Origin of the sequence: Rhizobium etli 8C-3 (genome assembly GCF_001908375.1) — a bacterium.
GTDB classification, from domain to species: Bacteria; Pseudomonadota; Alphaproteobacteria; order Rhizobiales; family Rhizobiaceae; genus Rhizobium; species Rhizobium etli_B.
Genome location: NZ_CP017241.1, coordinates 413,607 through 432,032 on the forward strand (window position 1 = coordinate 413,607; position 18,426 = coordinate 432,032).

The following is an 18,426-nucleotide window of genomic DNA, read 5'->3' on the forward strand; positions in this document are numbered from 1 at the left end:
TGTTTTTCATCGAAAGGTAGAGAGTAATTTATACTCAATTTGAGTTATGACTTTTATATAGACCCCAGCAATATGAGGATGATTCACTTTTCATATAAGTATAAAATTTCACAAATTGGCCATTTTTTGAATGAACGTTCTCGGCGCCAATCCGAGCCCGGCGATTAACCGGCCGCGCTCTACCTGGAGGGGACGTCATGCACACGATTTTATCACTCGTTCTTGCTGGCTTGTTCGCTTTGTCCTGCTACGCCGAGGCAGGCGCACAGAACGCTAAAAAACCCCCAGTAAGACTCCTTAAACACACAACGTCACAGGCCTATACGGTTCAGACCGTCAGTGTCAAAGTCGGCTGCTTCCCGCCGAAACTCAGAGCGATTCTCGCGCATATCTCGGCCAAGACCGGCCGAATCCCGATGGTGACGTCCGGTCTTCGCCACTCCGGACGCTCCCATTCTCAACATCGCCATTGCAACGCAGCCGACATCCGCGTGCCGGGCTTATCGGAACAAGCGATCATCGCGGCAGCACAGACGGCGCCGGGTATCGGCGGTATCGGGCGCTACTGCAACGGCATCGTCCACGTCGATATCGGGCCGAAGCGGCGCTGGCGCCATTGCTGACAGCCAATGCTGCCGTTCAGCCCTTTGCTTTGGGCGCGGTTTTCCGGTTGAGGTTTCGCCGGATCATGCCGAGGTCGGCGCCGCCGATCAAAAAGGCGGTCGCGAAATAGACGGCCATCGAAATGGCGATCAAAAGGCCAAGCGTACCGACCTTGGTCGCCAGATGGGCACTGGAAGCGAGCCAGGGTTCCCAGCGATGCTGCAAAAAGACGATGACGCCGCTCATCACGGCCGCCGAAACGACGAGTAGGGCTGCCCGGCGAGCGAGCGCCCATTCCCAGGCGAGATGACCGCGGGATAGCAGCGTCGCGAAAAGCAGAACCGTGCTGATCCAGCCGGCGGTTGCTTCAGCCACTGCAATGCCTGGTGCGCCAAGATAGGGAAAAAGCGCCAGCGCCGTGGCGCAGTTGACGCCGACAGCAACGGCTGAAAAGCGCATCGGCGTCTTGGTATCCTCGCGGGCGTAAAAGCCCGGCTGCAGCGCCTTGATGAGCACGAAGGCCGGCAGGCCGATGCCGTAGATTGCGAGGATCGAGCCGACAAGGGCCGTGTTGTCCTGATGGAAGGCGCCACGTTCGTAAAGCACGCGGATGATCTCGTCAGCAAGCACCCAAAGGGCGAAGGCGGCGGGGATCGTCAGGAACAGCACGAATTCGATCGAGCGGTTCTGCAGGTTCCCGGCTTCGCGCAGGTTGCCGCCCTTCAGTGCGCGGGCAAGCTCCGGCAGCAATACGACACCGACGGCAACGCCAACGACGCCGAGCGGCAGCTGGTAGATGCGATCGGCATATTGCAGGGCGGCGATCGCACCGTCGCGGGACGAGGCGATCGCCTGGCCGATCAGCTGGTTGATTTGTGTGATGCCGCCTGTGACGGCAGCGGGAACTGCAAGGATCAGCAGCCGCTTGACGTTCGGCGTCATTTTCGGGAAGCGAAAGCCAATGCTCATGCCGGCGTGCAGGACGCCGACATATACGACGGCGAGCTGCAGGATACCAGCGGCAAGCACGCCCCAGGAAAGAAACCAGGCGGTCGCGAGCGGCTCGGCGCCGGTATAAATTGCGTAGACGAGTGCACCAATCATCACGACATTGAGGAAAACGGGCGCGACTGCTGCAGCAAAGAAATGGTGCAGCGAATTCAGCATGCCGCTCATCATAGCCGTCAGCGACATGCACATGAGATAGGGGAACATCACCGCGGCCATGCGGATGGTGGTCGAGAACTTGTCCGGATCGTCGGCAAAGCCGGGCGCGATGATGAAGCGTACAAGCAGCGGCATGCAAAGTTCCATCACGATGGTGATGAGCAGCAGCACCGAAAAAAGCACTCCGAAGACCTCTTCGGAAAACCGCTTGGCTCCTTCCGTGCCGTTCGCTTCGATCTCCTTGGCAAATAGCGGCACGAAGGCTGCGTTGAAGGCGCCTTCGGCAAACAGCCGGCGGAAGAGGTTGGGAAACCGGAAGGCAGCATAGAAGACGTCAGCCATGGAGCCGGTGCCAAGGGCGGCTGCCATCAGCGTCTCGCGGGCAAAGCCGAAGATGCGGCTGCCGAGGGTCGCGCCGCCGACGGTGGCGAATTTCTTGACGAGGCTCATGTCGCAGACCCGGCTTTCTTTTCGCCCGGCTGCGATGTGCGCGTGGCGGCAGGCGCGATGATGCCGGAGGGCATGCGCTCGCGAAGCTCATCTTCTTCGCCGGCCATCACCGCCTTCAGCCGGGCGGTGATATTGGCGCGCTTGGTGTCGCTGGAGATTTTCTGGCCGACGAGGTCTGTGACATAGAAGGTGTCTATGACCTTTTCGCCAAAGGTGGTGATGCGGGCCGACTGGATGTCCAGCGAAAGATCGGAAAGCATGGCGGTGATTTCCGAAAGCAGGCCGGTGCGGTCGAGGCATTCGACTTCGATGACAGTGAACTTGTTCGACAGATTGTTGGTGATGTTGACCGACGGCGGAATGACGAAGGCCTTGCTCCTCTTGCGGTTCTTCGTACGCGTGGCGATGACTTCTGGCAGCCGCTTGCGGCCCGACAGTACGTCTTCGATCATGCGCCCGATCGTGCCGGCGCGGCGAAGTTCGTCGGCGTCATCCTGGAATTCGCGGCTGACATGGATCGTATCCAGTGCCCGTCCGTCCGAGGTCGTAAAGATCTGTGCATCGACAATGTTTGCACCTGCTGCAGCACATGCCCCGGCAATAACGGCAAGCAGCCGCGGGTGGTCTGGCGACAGCACGGTGATTTCGGTGATCGCGTGGAAACTGTCCGTTCGCACGGTTGTCGCAAGTGCCTGGCCGTTCTTGTCCGCCTGGCGGATGAAATCGGCGTGACGGACTTGGTCTTCCAGCGGCACGGAAAGCAGGTAAGGCTGGTAGTGCAGCTTGCTGTAGATCTTGCGATCCTTCTGGCTCCAATCGGAAAGTGCGTTGAACAGCGCTTCGGTCGCGGAATTGGCGCGCTCCTTGCGCGACACCTCCGAAAAGCCCCCGGCAAGCAGAAGTTCGGTCTCGTAATAGAGCGTCCTCAGCAACTGGCCCTTCCAGCCGTTCCAGACGCCCGGGCCGACGGCGCGAATATCGCAGATCGTCAGGACGAGCAGCATCTTCAGGCGATCAAGCGATTGAACGCGATCGGCGAAGTCGGTGATCGTCTTGCGGTCGGTGAGGTCGCGGGTCTGGGCAACCATGGACATCGTCAGATGCTCCTCGATCAGCCAGACGACGAGTTCCGTTTGCTTCTGCGACAGGCCGAAGCGGGAGCAGAGCTTGCGGGCAACGCGGGCTCCGGCGATCGAATGGTCTTCCTGGCGGCCCTTGGCGATGTCATGGAGAAGGACTGCGACATAGAGCGCCTCCCGGTCTTCGATCCCCGGCATCAGCTTGTTGGCGAGGGGATGCAGGTCGTCGGCCTTGCCCTTGTCGATTTCGGAGAGCACGTCGACGGTACGGATCAGATGCTCATCCACAGTATAGTGGTGGTACATGTTGAACTGCATCATCGCGACGATCTTGCCGAATTCCGGAATGAAGCGGCCAAGTACGCCTGCTTCGTTCATGCGGCGCAAGATGAGTGCCGGGTCGCGCTTGGAGGTCAGGATCGACATGAAGAGGCGGTTCGCCTCATCGTTTTCGCGCAGGTTGTTGTCGATGAGGTTGAGCGATCGCGTGACCCGCTTCAGGGCATCGGGATGGAATTCGAGACCGTTGATATCGGCAACGTGGAAGAGGCGGATGATGCTGACGGGATCGTGCTTGAACACGTCGGGGCTGGCGAGCGCGATGCGGCCTCGATCCTCCATGAATTCCGTGCTGCCGGCGATCTTGCGGCTGCGATGGGCAAAACGGCTGATCACCCCGGTGAGCCCCGGCGTCGATTTTGCCTGCTGGTCTTCAAGAGCCGCGCACAGGATGCGCGTCAGGTCGCCGACGTCCTTTGCCACCAGGAAGTAGTGCTTCATGAAACGTTCGACGGCCGAAAGGCCGGGGCGCGAATGATATCCAAGCGCTTCGGCAATCTCGCGCTGGATGTCGAAGGAAAGCCGTTCCTCCGCCTTGCCGGTCAGAAAGTGCATGTGGCAGCGCACCGCCCAGAGAAAATCGTCGGCCTTCTCGAACACGCGGTACTCGTGCTTGGACAGGACGCCGAGCGCCACGAGATCGGCCGTGTCGCGGACGTGATAGTAGTATTTCGATATCCAGAAGAGCGTGTGCAGATCGCGCAGCCCGCCCTTGCCCTCCTTGACGTTGGGTTCGACGAGGTAGCGTGTGTCGCCTGCCTTGCGGTGGCGTTCATCGCGTTCGGCAAGTTTGGCGGCAATGAATTCCGGTCCCGTGCCCGTCACGATCTCCTTGTCGAAGCGGGTCTCGAGCTCCGTTGCCAGCGATTTTAGGCCGCAGATGTAGCGCATCTCCAGGATGGCCGTGCGGATCGTCATGTCGGACCTGGAGAGCGCCATACACTCCTCGATGGTCCTTGTCGCGTGGCCGACCTTGAAGCCCATATCCCACAGCACATAGAGCATGAACTCGACAGCCTTGTGCGTCTCTTCTGACGGCCTTGGCTGAAAGAGGAAGAGCAGGTCGATGTCGGAGCCCGGCGCTAGCGTATCGCGGCCGTAGCCGCCGACCGCCGTCACGGCGAACTTGTGCTTCTGCTGCGGGAAAATATGTGCGCTGACGAATTCGTAGAGTAGCGTGATGATCTGGTCCTGCAGCCAGGAGATGCGCCGGGCGCAGCCAAGCCCGCTGCCGTCGGCAGAAAGAAGCGCGCGGGCCCTTTGGCGGCCGTCGATGCTTGCCTTCTTGAGTATGGCAAGCAGATCCGAGCGCATCACGTCCGGACGGGACCTGTTGGCTTCGGCAACGGCCTCGCAGAGTTTTTGCAGCAGGGCCGTGTCGAGAATCTCGGAGAAATCGATGTCAGTCATCGTTGCCATGCGCGGCGCGGCTTCCTGTTCGCGCGGTGCGACCGCGTCTCGTTTCGTCTGCATGCGCTATAGCCTCTTTACCCCGCGTTTGACACGGCTCTTCATACTGCAAGACCCCTTAATTTTGGCGAAAAGGTGGTTGCCTTCCCTTGCCGGGGGAAAGAGGGACAGCTTCAAGCCACCCCCGGCATGTTCACCGAATAAAGGACCTTGCGCGCCTCGCTGGTAATCTCCTCCAGCGTCTGTCTGTCGCATTCGCGGTAGCCCGCTTTGGCAATGGCCGCCGCAAGCTCGCAGATGATGGCGCAGGATCGAGTGATTTCGAGCAGGCCGACGGGCGAATTCCAGCTGCGCGGATTGCCGTGCTCGTCGGCGTTACGCAGTGCTTCGAGCACGGTGAACATGTCGGCGAGGCGCTGTGTTTCACGGACGAGACTGCGCATGAACATGACGGCTCCTACTTCAGCTGCTTCTTCAGTCCGTAAAGCGCCTCGAGGGCCTCGCGCGGCGTCATGTCGTCGAGGCTCATTTTCTTCAACGCTTCCTCGATCTTGGACGGCCCGCGATTGGCATCCTCGCGCCGCACCGCCACCTGGAACAGCGGCAGATCGTCGATCAGCTGGCTTGCCGGGTTCTTGCGGTCGGCATCTTCCAGCCGCGTCAGCACGTCGCGGGCGCGCGCGACGACGGACGCTGGCAGGCCGGCGAGCCTGGCCACCTGGATGCCGTAGGAACGGTCCGCCGCACCCGGTCCCACTTCGTGCAGGAAAATGACGTCGCCGTCCCATTCCTTGACACGCATGGTGGCGTTCGATAGCCGGTCAAGTTTTTCCGACAGCACCGTCAGTTCATGGAAATGCGTGGCGAAGAGACCGCGGCATCGGTTTGCCTCGTGCAGATGCTCCACGGCCGCCCAGGCGATCGACAGGCCGTCGAAAGTCGCAGTGCCGCGGCCGATCTCATCGAGGATGACGAGAGAGCGGTCGGTCGCCTGGTTGAGGATCGCGGCCGTCTCGACCATCTCGACCATGAAGGTGGAACGGCCGCGCGCCAGGTCGTCCGAGGCGCCGACGCGCGAAAAGAGGCGATCGACGATGCCGATGTGAGCGGAGCTCGCGGGCACGAAGGATCCCATCTGCGCCAGGATGGCAATCAACGCGTTCTGGCGCAGGAATGTCGACTTGCCGCCCATATTCGGACCGGTCAGCAGCCAGATTGCTCCATCTTTACCGTCCGCGACAGGCGAGAGATCGCAATTATTGGCAACGAAAGGGCCGGAGGACTGACGCCGCAGCGCCTGTTCGACAACCGGATGGCGCCCGCCTTCGATCGCAAACATTTTCGAGGCATCGACGAGCGGGCGGCAGTAGGCCTGCTCCTCCGCCAAGAGTGCGAGGCCGGCAGCAACGTCGATGATGGCAAGCGCGCGGGCGCCGGCCTTGATTGGCTCGGCTTCGGCGACGACGGCGGCCGTCATTCGGTCGAAGGCTTCGAGCTCGATCTGCAACGCGCGGTCGGCCGCGTTTGCGATCCGGCTTTCCAGGTCGGCAAGCTCGGTCGTCGTAAAGCGCATGGCATTTGCCATGGTCTGGCGATGGATGAAGCGGGCCTTGGCCTCCGGCGCATCCGTCATCGGCCCGGCATTGCCGGCTGTCACTTCGATGAAATAGCCGAGGATATTGTTGTGCTTGATCTTCAAAGACCTGATGCCGGTCTCATCGGCATATTGGAGCTGCAATCCGGCGATCACCCGGCGCGACTGATCGCGAAGCGCGCGAACTTCATCCAGATCGGCATTGGCACCGTCGCGCAAGAAGCCGCCGTCACGCTTCAACAGCGGCAGTTCGTCGGCGAGCATTTCTCCAAGCAGAGATTGAAGAGCTGCAGGCAAGGCCCGCAACCCGGAAAGGGCCGCATTGAGTTCTTCGGGCAAAAGCGCGTCGGCGAGCAGCTTTGCAAGGTCGCAAGCAGCGGCAAGTCCTTGCCGGATCGCCCAGAGATCGCGCGGGCCGCCGCGGTCGAGCGCAAGACGGGAGAGTGCGCGTGGCATGTCCGGCACATGCTTCAAGCCATCGCGCAGGTCGCCGCAAAGCCTCGGCTCCTCCATCAGGAAGCCGATCGAATCCAGCCGCTGGTTGATGCCGGCAGGATCGGTCAGCGGTGACATCAGCCGTTCTGCAAGAAGGCGTGCTCCTCCACCGGTGACCGTGCGGTCGATTGCTTTGAGCAGAGAGCCGTTGCGGTCGCCCGACAGCGTGCGGGCAAGCTCCAGATTGGCGCGGGTTGCGGGATCTATGAAGAGTGTCGAGGCGCCGCTCTCGCGCTCCGGTTTGCCAAGCGGCGGGCGTTCGGCGATCTGCGTCTTCTCGACATAGGCAACAGCTGCCGCCGCTGCCGCAAGTTCGGCGCGGGAGAAACTGCCGAAACCGTCGAGCGTCGAAATTCCGAAATAGCGCGCGATGCGATTTTCTGCCGTCGCGCTGTCGAAAAGCACGGAAGGCTGCGGCACGGCAGTGCGGCCGAGCACGTCGAAGACCGGCTTCAGCTCGGGATCGTGAAACATCGTGTCGGGCAGTATCAGTTCGCGGGGATCGATGCGCAGGATGTCGGCAAGCAGCCGTGATGGCTCTGTTTCCGCCAGCCGGAAGACGCCGGTAGAAATGTCGATCCAGGCCAGCGCGATCTGTGGTTCGGAGGCGCCGCGAATCCGGGTAAGCGCCATCAGATAGTTCGATTCGGAGGGCGATAGCAGCTTTTCTTCGGTGATGGTTCCCGGTGTGACAAGCCGAATGACATCGCGCTTGACGACGGATTTCGAGCCGCGCTTCCTCGCCTCCGCCGGATCTTCCACCTGTTCGCACACTGCGACACGGAAGCCCAGTCCGATCAGCTTCTGCAGGTAATCGTCGGCGGCATGCACGGGAACGCCGCACATCGGGATATCTTGCCCCATGTGCTGACCGCGCTTCGTGAGCGTAATGCCCAGCGCCCGCGAGGCTTCCAGGGCGTCTTCGAAGAACAATTCGTAAAAATCGCCCATTCGATAGAAGAGCAGCGAGTCGGGATTGTTCGCCTTGATTTCGATGAATTGCTCCATCATCGGCGTGGCCGAGGCACGGCTTTCCTCCGTGGATAGCTCGGCAGCCGAAAAGGCTTCGTTCCTGGCGTCTATTCGTTGGTTCACGGAAGCGCAATTTTCCAAAAAAAACAGGTGCCAACCCTAGCCGCCCGCCGCTATAGATGACAACCGCCATTGAGGAAGCGCAAGGCGTCACCCACAGGACGTTGGAGGAAGAATGCCCGATATCGAAAAGAAGTCGCAACCGGTGACGTCCGTTACCGACAGTGAAGCGCTCGAGTTTCATGCCATGGGCCGGCCCGGGAAGCTGGAAATCAACCCGACGAAACCGATGGCGACGCAGCGCGATCTGTCGCTGGCCTATTCGCCGGGCGTCGCGGTGCCGGTAAAGGCGATTGCCGCCGATCCGGGCACTGCCTACGACTACACAACGCGCGGCAATATGGTGGCTGTCATTTCCAACGGCACAGCAATTCTAGGCCTCGGCAATCTCGGCGCCCTGGCATCCAAGCCGGTGATGGAAGGCAAATCGGTCCTTTTCAAGCGCTTTGCCGATGTCGATTCCATCGATCTTGAGGTCGACACGGAGAATGTCGACGAGTTCATAAACTGTGTGCGTTTCCTTGGCCCGTCTTTCGGCGGCATCAATCTGGAGGACATCAAAGCGCCAGACTGCTTCATCATCGAGCAGCGTCTCCGCGAGCTGATGGATATTCCGGTCTTTCACGACGACCAGCACGGCACAGCGATTATTGCAACGGCCGGCCTCATCAATGCGCTTGAGCTGACGGGACGTGACCTGAAAAAAACGAAACTCGTCTGCAACGGCGCAGGCGCTGCCGCAATCGCCTGTGTCGAGCTCGTCAAGGCGATGGGTTTTGCACCTGAAAACATCACCCTTGTCGACACCAAGGGCGTCATCTATCAGGGGCGCACCGAGGGCATGAACCAGTGGAAATCGGCACACGCGGCAAAGACAAAGGCTCGCACGCTGGCAGATGCGATGAATGGTGCAGACGTCGTGTTCGGCCTGTCGCAGAAGGGTGCTTTCTCCGAAGAGATGATTCGTTCGATGGCCGACCGGCCGATCATCTTTGCGATGGCAAACCCCGATCCGGAAATCACGCCCGAGGAAGTCGCGCGCATCCGCGATGACGCCATCATGGCGACAGGGCGATCGGATTACCCGAACCAGGTGAACAACGTTCTCGGTTTTCCTTATATCTTCCGCGGCGCGCTGGACGTGCGGGCAACCACGATCAACGACGCGATGAAGATCGCCGCCGTCAAGGCGCTTGCCAACCTGGCCCGCGAGGATGTGCCCGACGACGTCGTTGCCGCTTATCAGGGCAACCGCCCGCGCTTTGGCGCGCAATATATCATTCCGGTGCCCTTCGATCCGCGCCTCATTTCGGCAATCCCGGCCGCCGTCGCGCAGGCTGCGATCGAAACTGGCGTTGCCCGCAAGGTGATCACCGACATGGACGGCTATCGCCGCGAGCTGTCGGCAAGGCGCGATCCGATCGCGTCGACGCTTGCGAGCCTCTACGAGCGGGTTCGCCGCCGTCCGAAACGGATGGTTTTTGCCGAGGCGGAAGAAGAGCAGGTCATGCGCGCGGCGATGTCCTACGCCAACCAGCAGCTCGGCACGGCAATTCTTCTCGGCCGCGAAGACCTGATCAGGGCGACGGCGGAGCGGGCAGGGATCGACCTCAACCGGCCCGGCCTCGAGATCGTCAATGCGCGCATTTCGACGCGCATCGAGGCCTACACCGACTACCTCTACGCCCGGCTGCAGCGGAAGGGCTATCTGCACCGCGATGCACAGCGCCTGATCCACAACGATCGCAATCATTTCGCCGCGACGATGGTGGCCCTTGGCGATGCGGACGGCATGGTGACCGGCATTACGCGCAATTATTCGACGGCGCTGGAGGACGTGCGGCGCTGCATCGACGAGAAGCCGGGCCACCGCGTCATCGGCGTATCGCTGGTGATTGTCCGCGGCCGGGCGGTCTTTGTGGCAGATACTGCGGTTCATGATATGCCGACTGCCGAGGAGCTGGCCGATATCGCCGAAGAAGCGGCGGGCCTTGCGCGCCGCATGGGCTATCAGCCGCGCGTTGCGCTGCTCGCCTATTCCACCTTCGGTCATCCTTCGGGCGAACGTTCCGAGCGCGTGCGCGAAGCCGTGAAGATCCTCGACAAGCGCCGCGTCGATTTCGAGTATGATGGCGAAATGGCAGCCGACGTGGCGCTGAACCGAAAGGTGATGGAACAGTACCCGTTCTGCCGCTTGTCGGCTCCCGCCAACGTGCTGGTCATGCCGGCCTTCCACTCTGCTTCGATCTCGACGAAGATGCTGCAGGAACTCGGCGGTTCGACGGTCATCGGCCCGATCCTTGTCGGTCTCGACAAGGCCATTCAGATCACCTCGATGGGCGCCAAGGACTCCGACATCGTCAACATGGCGGCGATCGCGGCTTATTCGGCGGGATAGCAGCCAGGCGAAAGCCTATCATCCCGGCAGCCGCTACATTCTCCCGCTGGAAAGCAGGGCCTCGCGACGCTGCTTGCCCATCTTCGGCATCGCCAGAACCCATGCGAAACTCTCCCCGTCTCCCCAACGGATAGGGAGGCGGGGAAGGTTGGATGCGACGGCGGCGCGAGAGGGCATCAGAAGGAGTGAACGCCTCGCTTCCATCTGACGAGATCACCAGAATGCGCCGCCAGCTCGATCTTTTCAAAAATCAGCTTGCGAAACGGCCGGCGTCAGCGCCGTAGTAGTTCAAATAGCGATCCGAAATGCTCGCGATCGGCAGCACGATCAGCACGTCCGTCGTGTTGAACGCGTGGTCCACCACCGCGGTGGAGCCGACCATGGCGCCGAGGCGAAGGTAGCCCTTGATCAGCGGCGGAAGGGCCATCAGCGCCTTCTTCGGGTTGACGGCCTCCGGCGGCATGAGATCCATGCTGCGAGCTCGTCCCGGCAGAGCGCCGACCGCCCATTCGCCCTTGGCAAGGACCGTGTGGTGCAGGAAGGAAAGTGCCAGCGCATGGCTCTCCGGATGCACACCCGGCAGAGAGGCGCAGCCGAACATGGCGCTCATGCCGTGTTTCAAGGCATAGGCCCAGTTGCCCTGCCAGAGAAGTTCGACGGTGCGTTTCGTGCGGTATTCCGGCAGCACGCAGGAGCGGCCGAGTTCCATGAAGCGCTTGTCTGGATGGCGCGCCAGAAGCTCGCCGATCGCGAATTCGGAAGCCGAGTAAAAACCGCCATTTGCCATTGCCACGTCCTGGCGCAGCAGGCGGTAGGTTCCGACGATCTGGTCTTCGCTATCACCTTCGATCGAGCGGTCGAGGACGAGAAGGTGATCGCAGAATGCATCGTAGGCGTCGAAGTCGCGTTCGCGGCGCATGGCCTCTGGCGGAAGCTGCGCCTGCATTTCCTGAACGAAAACGCGGTAGCGCACATGCTGCGCAGCATCGATCTCGCAAGCAGTGCGCGCAAGGCGGGTTTCCAGGTTGCCAATGCGGCCCAAGACGTCGCCTTCCTTCGGCGCGACGGTCGCTGCAGGCGGAGAAATCTCCGGCGTCGTGTCGCGATTAAGGATGTCGATGGACATGATGATTCTCCCGTTGCCGGCTCATGGCGTGTCATAAAACACTTCTGTACGACAGGAAAGTGACATGGATTTTACGGAAAAACGACGCTTGTGTCACTCTGCTCAGAGCGCTTCGGCCCGGCGGGCGGAAAGAGCGGCAACGGCATGGACTTCCGTCAATAGCCGGATTGGGTCGACAGGTTTCAGCATCACCCGGTTTGCGCCGGCAAGCAGGACCTGGCGGCGCGACTCGTCGCGTTTGTCGGCAGTCAGCACGATGACCGGCACCGGAACGACCTGCAGCCGCCGTTCGTGACCGCGCAACCGGCCGATCATTTCCACACCTTCGCCGCCCGGCATCGTGAGATCGCTGATGATGATGTCGGGCCGCATGCTGCCTTCGGCAAGGGCGCAATCGAGCAACGTCTCGAAGTCTTCGACATGTCGAACCTTATGTCCGCCCTTCTCCAGCATGGCGCGGACAAGCATCGCGTTGATCGGATCGTCTTCTCCGAGAAGGATATTCAGTCCGCCTGGCATGTTCGCTTCGGGAATGGCGGCGGTAAAGCCGGGCTGGTTGTCGTTCAGCGCATCGCGCTTTTCCATGCCGCGCATGCGTCCGCGAAGCACGTCGATCAGCGACTGTTCGCGAAGAGGGCGAATAAGCCAGGCATCGAAGAGATCAAGCGGATGGGCGTTACGCTCTTCCGGGTTGACGAGAAGGGTCTTGCGCAGGCCGAGCGCGGCAATTTCGACGCGGTCGGCAAGATGCTCTGTAAACTCCGCGGACATGCGATGATCGACGATGATGTCCGTCGGGCGATGGCCGATCCCGGCAATGTAGAGAAGCGTCTCGCGGGCCCTTTCGCCGTCGGCCACCAGATGGCAATCGCCGCCGAGAGCGACGATGGTCTCGGCGATTGCGGCGCGGGCTGCACCGTCCGGCGCAAGAAGCACGACGACATTGCCGGCAAGCAGGGATTTGCGGCTGCCGCGAACCTCTGCCGGAATATTTGCAGGAAAGCGGATCGTGAATTCGCTGCCCTTGCCCTTTTCGCTGACGACCGTCAGCGAACCGCCGAATTCGCGCATGATGCGGGCGGAGATGGTGAGCCCGAGCCCGGTGCCGCCGCTCTTTTCCGTCATGGTTCCTCCCTGCTCGAATTCGCCGAAGATTCGGGAATGCTCCTCCGTCGTCATTCCCGGGCCGGTGTCGGTCACCGTTATCATGAGGTCGTCGTTACGCAAGGATACACGGATGAAGACGCCGCCCACCTGGGTGAACTTCACCGCATTGCCGATGACGTTGAATAGGACCTGGCGCAGCCGCGCCGGATCGAAACTCATGAATTCAGGCACGTCGGAAGAGACGGTCGCACCGATCTCGATGCCCTTTTCGTGGGCACGGTGTGCCAGCATTTCGACGACGCTTTCCAAGAGCTGACGCAGCGATTCGGTGCGCGGACGAAGCTGGAAGCGTCCGACTTCGATTGTGGAGAAATCGAGCAGGTCTTCGACGAGTTGGGCAAGCGCATGGCCTGACTGGCGGATGCCGTCGAGATAGTTCTGCTGCTCCTGTGTCATCTGCGCCTGGCTAAGCAGATGGGTCATCCCGAGAATGCCGGATAGTGGTGTTCGGATTTCATGGCTGACGGTTGCAAGCAGGCGGGATTTTGCCGCACTGTTGTACTCGGCCTTTTGGCGTGCCTCCTCTCGCGCCTGCGCTGCAAGGCGCTCGGCCGTCACGTCGCGGGCGACGCTCTGGAGCAGCAGACGGCCGTTCGGCGGATCGCGGGTGACGACATCATGCCAGGCGAAGATGCGCTGGCCTTGAGGCGTCGAGATCTCGACATCGAAGCGATATGGTTCGGCGCCAGGGCGAAAGGCGATGCCGAGTTGTTCGCAGGTCTGCCCTTCCGGCTTCAGACGGCCCGTCAGGCGGCGAAAAGTGGCATTGGCGCCGATGATCCGCCCGTCGATGGTTCGGGTAACGGTTATGTCGCCGAGGGCGTCGTGAACATTGGCGAATACGTGAGCGGCGTCGTCTGCCTGAGGCTGGTTGCCGGTCCGCTGGCGCAGCCTCACCAGCAATAGATAACCTGCAAGTGCTACGGCAAGGATTGCAAGACCTGCGGAAAATAGCGGAGGTCCGCCTGCCTGCCCGAGAGCAAGGAGCGCGATTGCAGCAAAAAGGCCAAGCCCGCCGAGCCAGTAAAAGACCGGGATGCGCAGCCGATGCTTTTGCTTTGGTGTTGCCGGCGCCGGCTGAACGACATCGTCTGCCGGCCGCAGATCATGCGGCTTGGCGGACGCGCCGAATGCGGCGGCGAGACGTTCCTGCAATTGAGCCAGACTGTGCATAATTGCTGGCTACCATATGTGCCGTTCCGAATGCCTTCAGGAAAAACCTAAGATTTTAGCTTTCCGTCTTTTTCGGTTGCAAAAGCTCGTCGAGGATGACGCAACCGGCGCCCACCGTGATGAAGCTGTCGGCGAGATTGAAGACGGCGAAGGACCAGCTTTCGGTGTGGAAGAGAATGTAGTCGATGACATGACCGTAAAGGAAACGGTCGATCAGATTGCCGAGCGCACCGGCAATGATCAGCGCAAATCCGCTATGGGCAATCCAGCGGTCCTTGGAGGTGCGACGCCAGAGCCAGATGACGAAGGCCACGATGACAAGGCGCATGCCGACGATGAACCAGCCGTCCATGCCCGACAGCATCGAAAAGGCGACGCCGAGATTGTAGGTGCGGTAGAGCGCCAGCATCGGGATCATCGGCACCGCTTCGTGCAATGGCAGATAGCGATCGACCGCGATCTTGACGATCTGGTCGATAGCGACAGCGACGAGAATGAAAATCAGGATCGGCAGCGGGCGCGACAGGAGCGCCGGACGGTCAAGCGTCTTATCGGTCATTTGCCCTCGGAAAGCGAAAGGAGATGGCGCCGCGCTTCAAATAGCATGACGGCACTTGCAACGGCGAGATTGAGGGAGTCGGCACGGCCCTGCTGCGGGATGCGTGCAAGTGCGTCGGCTTCCTTAGCCAGCTGGTCGGGCAGGCCGGCCTGCTCATTGCCCATGAGCAGAACGACCGGCTTCTTCTTGTAATCGATCGTGCGATAATCGACCGAACCTGCAAGGTGGGTGGCCACGACGGCCACGCCGGCGGATTTCTTCCAGCCGATGAATTCCTCTGGCGTCGCCTTCGCAACAGGCACGGCAAAGAGCGAGCCCATCGTGGCGCGCACCGTTTCAAGGGAGAAGGGATCGGTCGTTTCCCCGATGAGGATGACGCCGGAAGCACCTGCGGCATCCGCCGTGCGGATGATGGTGCCGAGATTGCCGGGATCGCGTACGCGGTCGAGTGCGATCCAGGTCTCTCCCTCCTTCGGACGGATGTCCTTCAGCGGCTTCCAGCGGCTCTCGAAAATGCCGACCACCATCTGCGGATTGTCACGCCGCGTGACCGAGGAAAGGATCTTTTCGCTGACTTCGAGGACGAGGCCGCCGGAGGCAACCGTCTTTGCCGCCATCTGCTCGACCAGCGGCTTGCCCTTGGCTGCCTTGGCGTAGACCAGCGTGCGGATCGCCCAGCCGAGCTCGATCGCGTCGATGACCAGCTTCAGGCCCTCGGCCATGAAGGTGCCGCTCTCCTCGCGCGACTTCTTGTTGGCCAGTGCCTTGATGTCCTTGATGATCGGATTGGCGAGCGAGGTCACCTCTTTCACATGTCCGACCTTGTGGGGGCCATGGCCCCGATGTTCATGGTTCATTTCGGCACCCAGCGGGAGAAGAGAGAGGTCGATAGCGCGCGGCCCCGCGTCTTGCCGTCAAGGCCCGCCTCGCGGATCACGAGCTCGCCGGATTCGACCACGCCGCCTGCGCCGCGCATCGTCTCGCGCATCAATTCGTGGATCGAATAGAAGCTGGCACGGATGGAATAGGCGGTCAGCACCAGGCCAAGCGCCTGAGGTGACAGGATCTCGCGGCAGACATCGAGCATCAAAGGCAGGTGTTCGAAGAGATGCCACACTTCGCCGTTCGGGCCACGGCCGAATTTCGGCGGATCGGTAAGGATGATGTCGTAGGTATTGCCGCGGCGCTCCTCGCGCAGGATGAACTTCATCGCGTCTTCGCAGATCCAGCGGATCGGCAGTTTCTCCAGGCGGCCGAGCGCCTGATTTTCACGTGCCCAGCCGATCGCCCTCTTTGAGGCGTCGACATGGGTGACTTCCGCACCGGCCGCCGCCGCGACCAGCGAGGCAACGCCTGTATAGCCGAAAAGATTGAGGACCTTCAGCGGTCTGCCGGCGGCCTCGACCTTTTCCTTCATCCAGCTCCAGTGGACGATCTGTTCCGGAAATACGCCGACATGGCGAAAGGAGGTAAAGCGCCCATAAAAGTCGACGCCCAGAAGATGCAGCGGCCAGGTCTCGCCGAGCGCCTCCTTCGGAAAGCGCCAGCGGCCAGTGCCTTCCTCGTCCGTATCGCCGGTAAAGATCGCGTCGACCTTTTCCCATACATGAGATGGGAGCGACGGCTGCCAGAGCGCCTGGCCCTCCGGGCGGACGATACGATAGGGGCCGTACTGCTCAAGCTTCAGGCCGGCGCCGCTGTCGATGAGGTGAAAGTCGCCAGCGCCGAGGGATTCCAGAACGACAGGAACGCGCTCATGAGGACGGTTGCCGGTGCGCTCCTTTAGCGGCCGCTCGCTTGCAGCAGGCGCGGCCGCCTCCCGCACGCTCTCGCGCGCGGCCGCAGGTTTGACCGCTTTTGACGGGTGGCCCGAGCGTTCGTCATAGCGGCGATTGCCGGGTGAGCCGGCAGGCTGCGCCTTATGGCCCGGCCGGCGCTCTTTCTGTCTCAACGTGATTTCCGCGTCTCAGGTTTGATTGAGCCCGTGGAAATAGCATCCCCAGTCACCTTGGCAAAGTCCTTTCCCGCTGTGATAAGTTTAAAGAATTGAAACGGGAGGATTTCGAAATGGACATGACCGGCGAGGAACGCATCAATGCATCGCGCGATGCTGTGTGGGTAGCCTTGAACGATCCAGAAGTCTTGAAGCGATGCATCCCCGGCTGCCAGAGCCTCGAGATGAGATCGCCAACCGAGCTTGCAGCTGTCGTCAAAGTCAAGATCGGACCGGTTTCGGCGACCTTCAACGGTGAAGTGACCCTGACAAATGTCAACGCGCCGGAGAGCTATACGATTTCGGGCGAGGGCAAGGGCGGTGTCGCAGGCTTTGCCAAGGGCGGGGCCGACGTCACCTTGAGGGCGGAAGGTGCAGAGACCGTGCTGCAATATGCGGTAAAGGCGCAGGTCGGCGGCAAGCTTGCCCAGCTTGGAGCGCGGCTGGTGAACTCGACATCGCAAAAGCTTGCGCAGCAGTTCTTTGCAGATTTCAATGCTGTCGTCAGCGAAAAGGCCGCGCAATAGCGGCCTTTGGCTTGGCACAGTCTTTGGCCTCTTCCAGATCGCATCCATGGATTACACAGTCAGAAATTCCCGCCCTTCGGACAATGGGCAGCTCGGCGACATCTATCTCGACGAGCGCAGACGGACCTTCACCTGGGTCGATCCCGACAATTTTCGCCATGGGGATTTTCTTGCCCATTCCCAGGGTGAGATTGTCTTTGTTGCCGAAGCAGGTGATGGCGACATTGCCGGCTTCATGACGCTGTGGGCCGCCGATGATTTCATCCACATGCTCTATATCCGCAAGCAATGGCAGGGCAGGGGCATCGGCACCGCGCTGCTGAAGGCCCTGCCGGGATGGCCGCGCCGTCAATACCGGTTGAAGTGCCTGATCAACAACACAAGCGCCAAGACATTCTATGCCGGCCGCGGTTTCGTGGTCACTGGTAGCGGCACGTCGGCTGAAGGCGACTACGAGGAACTGAGCTTCATTCCTGCCTGAGTGTAAATCAGCGGGATGGCAATCGACCGGCGATCTCTTCGGCGCGGGTCTTTTGGCGGTCCGCCTCGCTGTGCCAGCGAACGGCCTCTTTCGCCTCGATTTTCGCGCGCTTGCGATATTTGCCCTGCGTGAGCCATGTCGCGGCCGATCCGACCAGCATGCCGATAATCAGCGCGATGAAGATGAAAACGAAGAACGGCGCAGAAACCGCGAGAATCGGATCTTCGGGGCGGAACGGGTTGAATGCCAGCGTCACGCTCTGCCGGTTGGCAACGCAGAAGATGATGAGAATGATGCCAAGCGGCAACAAAATCAATAGGTTGATGATCTTCTTCGCCATCAGTGGCCTCCGCGACCTGGTTGCGCCGCTTCGATAGGCGCACGACTGCTCAGCAAAATAGAAAGCTGCGCGCGAGGTTCAAGCGCGATTTCGACGCAGTCTGGTTGAAGCTCAATCGTCGTGGTCGGCCTGGCCGGGGTTCAGCCGCTCGCGCAATTCCTTGCCGGTCTTGAAGAACGGCACCCACTTCTCCTCGACGAAGACGGTATCGCCGGTGCGCGGATTGCGCCCGGAGCGCGAGGGGCGATTCTTGACGGAAAATGCACCGAAGCCGCGAAGCTCGACGCGGTTGCCTGCTGCGAGCGCATCGGTGATCTCGTCGAGAACCGCGTTGACGATATTTTCGACATCCCGGTGATAAAGATGCGGGTTGCGCGCGGCAACGATCTGCACCAATTCCGACTTGATCACGGTCGCCCCCTTAAATTATTGA

General features: G+C 61.0%; 15 protein-coding genes. 4 read left to right on the forward strand and 11 right to left on the reverse strand.

What is annotated here, in order from left to right:
• The first annotated feature begins 197 nt into the window (after positions 1–197).
• Entirely contained in the window at positions 198–623 is a 426-nt protein-coding gene (locus tag AM571_RS02105; protein ID WP_074059975.1) for a YcbK family protein, read from the forward strand.
• A gap of 16 nt (positions 624–639) precedes the next feature.
• On the opposite strand, the gene murJ is transcribed toward AM571_RS02105, so the two are convergent.
• From murJ to mutS, 4 genes are all read right to left on the reverse strand, one after another.
• A complete protein-coding gene (gene murJ / locus AM571_RS02110) occupies positions 640–2,220 on the reverse strand; it encodes a murein biosynthesis integral membrane protein MurJ (RefSeq protein ID WP_074059976.1) in 1,581 nt (526 codons plus the stop codon).
• Positions 2,217–5,111, reverse strand: a complete 2,895-nt coding sequence (locus AM571_RS02115) for a [protein-PII] uridylyltransferase (protein ID WP_074059977.1) — start codon at positions 5,109–5,111, stop codon at positions 2,217–2,219. The genes murJ and AM571_RS02115 overlap by 4 nt, the downstream gene beginning before the upstream one ends.
• Before the next feature lie 110 nt (positions 5,112–5,221).
• Entirely contained in the window at positions 5,222–5,497 is a 276-nt protein-coding gene (locus tag AM571_RS02120; protein ID WP_074059978.1) for a hypothetical protein, read from the reverse strand.
• Between the two features lie 8 nt (positions 5,498–5,505).
• The gene (gene mutS, locus AM571_RS02125) at positions 5,506–8,232 is read right to left on the reverse strand and encodes a DNA mismatch repair protein MutS (protein ID WP_074059979.1); all 2,727 of its coding nucleotides are present in this window, start codon (positions 8,230–8,232) and stop codon (positions 5,506–5,508) included.
• A 112-nt stretch (positions 8,233–8,344) separates the two neighbouring features.
• On the opposite strand from mutS, the gene AM571_RS02130 reads away from it, so the two are divergent.
• Entirely contained in the window at positions 8,345–10,627 is a 2,283-nt protein-coding gene (locus AM571_RS02130) for an NADP-dependent malic enzyme (protein WP_074059980.1), read from the forward strand.
• Positions 10,628–10,877: 250 nt separating this feature from the next.
• Here the strand turns inward: AM571_RS02130 and AM571_RS02135 are convergent, their stop codons facing one another.
• From AM571_RS02135 to AM571_RS02155, 5 genes are all read right to left on the reverse strand, one after another.
• Positions 10,878–11,756 (reverse strand): GNAT family N-acetyltransferase, encoded by an 879-nt coding sequence (locus AM571_RS02135; protein WP_196776322.1) that lies wholly within the window; start codon positions 11,754–11,756, stop codon positions 10,878–10,880.
• 99 nt (positions 11,757–11,855) lie between these two features.
• Positions 11,856–14,093, reverse strand: a complete 2,238-nt coding sequence (locus AM571_RS02140) for an ATP-binding protein (RefSeq protein ID WP_074059982.1) — start codon at positions 14,091–14,093, stop codon at positions 11,856–11,858.
• A 55-nt stretch (positions 14,094–14,148) separates the two neighbouring features.
• Entirely contained in the window at positions 14,149–14,652 is a 504-nt protein-coding gene (gene lspA / locus AM571_RS02145) for a signal peptidase II (protein WP_074059983.1), read from the reverse strand.
• Positions 14,649–15,509 (reverse strand): TrmH family RNA methyltransferase, encoded by an 861-nt coding sequence (locus tag AM571_RS02150; protein ID WP_074059984.1) that lies wholly within the window; start codon positions 15,507–15,509, stop codon positions 14,649–14,651. The genes lspA and AM571_RS02150 overlap by 4 nt, the downstream gene beginning before the upstream one ends.
• Positions 15,506–16,603 (reverse strand): class I SAM-dependent methyltransferase, encoded by a 1,098-nt coding sequence (locus tag AM571_RS02155; RefSeq protein ID WP_074059985.1) that lies wholly within the window; start codon positions 16,601–16,603, stop codon positions 15,506–15,508. The genes AM571_RS02150 and AM571_RS02155 overlap by 4 nt, the downstream gene beginning before the upstream one ends.
• A 116-nt stretch (positions 16,604–16,719) precedes the next feature.
• Between AM571_RS02155 and AM571_RS02160 the strand changes: the two genes are divergently transcribed.
• Positions 16,720–17,172 (forward strand): SRPBCC family protein, encoded by a 453-nt coding sequence (locus tag AM571_RS02160; protein ID WP_074059986.1) that lies wholly within the window; start codon positions 16,720–16,722, stop codon positions 17,170–17,172.
• A 46-nt stretch (positions 17,173–17,218) separates the two neighbouring features.
• The gene (locus AM571_RS02165) at positions 17,219–17,653 is read left to right on the forward strand and encodes a GNAT family N-acetyltransferase (RefSeq protein WP_074063026.1); all 435 of its coding nucleotides are present in this window, start codon (positions 17,219–17,221) and stop codon (positions 17,651–17,653) included.
• A gap of 7 nt (positions 17,654–17,660) precedes the next feature.
• Here AM571_RS02165 and AM571_RS02170 read toward each other — a convergent pair whose 3' ends face one another.
• Positions 17,661–17,993 carry a LapA family protein gene (locus AM571_RS02170; protein ID WP_074059987.1) on the reverse strand — a complete coding sequence of 111 codons (333 nt, stop codon included), beginning with the start codon at positions 17,991–17,993 and terminating at the stop codon, positions 17,661–17,663.
• A 111-nt stretch (positions 17,994–18,104) separates the two neighbouring features.
• On the reverse strand, positions 18,105–18,404 hold the full coding sequence (locus tag AM571_RS02175; protein WP_039843736.1) for an integration host factor subunit beta: 300 nt from the start codon (positions 18,402–18,404) through the stop codon (positions 18,105–18,107).
• Positions 18,405–18,426 lie beyond the last annotated feature (22 nt).